A 517-nucleotide genomic window follows, 5' to 3' on the forward strand; every position below is an offset into this window, starting at 1 on the left:
GCATCCGCGTCCAGCTGCGCGAGCAGCACACCGGCGGCATCACCGCCGTCGTGGTGTTGCCCGCCGCGCTCCTGGCCGACGGGCCGCCCGCGGTCACCGGGCTCGGCGACATCCCGCCCGTGCCCGGCGCCGTGACGGGCCCGCGGATCCACCTCCCCGGCTCTGTCGCCGAGGCGGGCTCCCTCCCGCTCCCCGGCAGCAGGCACCGGGCGGGCGGCGCGCACGCCGCGGGCCCGTCAGGCCCGGTGCCCCTGGCGCCCATGCCGACGCCGTCGCCCGCCTCCGTGCCCGTCCACCCGGCGGACCTGCTGCCGCCCGCGCCCGTGGCGGACCTGTCCGCCCCGCCCGTGCCGGGTGACCTGCTGAGGGGCATGGGCATGCAGGGCAGCGGCCCGCAGGGCGAGGTACCGGGCAGCCTGCCGGGCGAAGCACCAGGCGGAATGCCCGGCGGTCTGCCGGGCGGCATAGGGGCCGGCACCGTGTCCGGCGCCCCCGTGCCCGCCCCGCTGGGCAGGCA

1 pseudogene is annotated in these 517 nt (G+C 80.7%); it reads left to right on the forward strand.

Annotated features, from left to right (window positions below):
* Positions 1 to 517, forward strand: a pseudogene (locus tag K6I34_RS37950) (hypothetical protein); the annotation flags it as partial.

The organism is Streptomyces sp. UNOC14_S4 (assembly GCF_020740835.1).
Classification (GTDB): Bacteria; Actinomycetota; Actinomycetes; order Streptomycetales; family Streptomycetaceae; genus Streptomyces.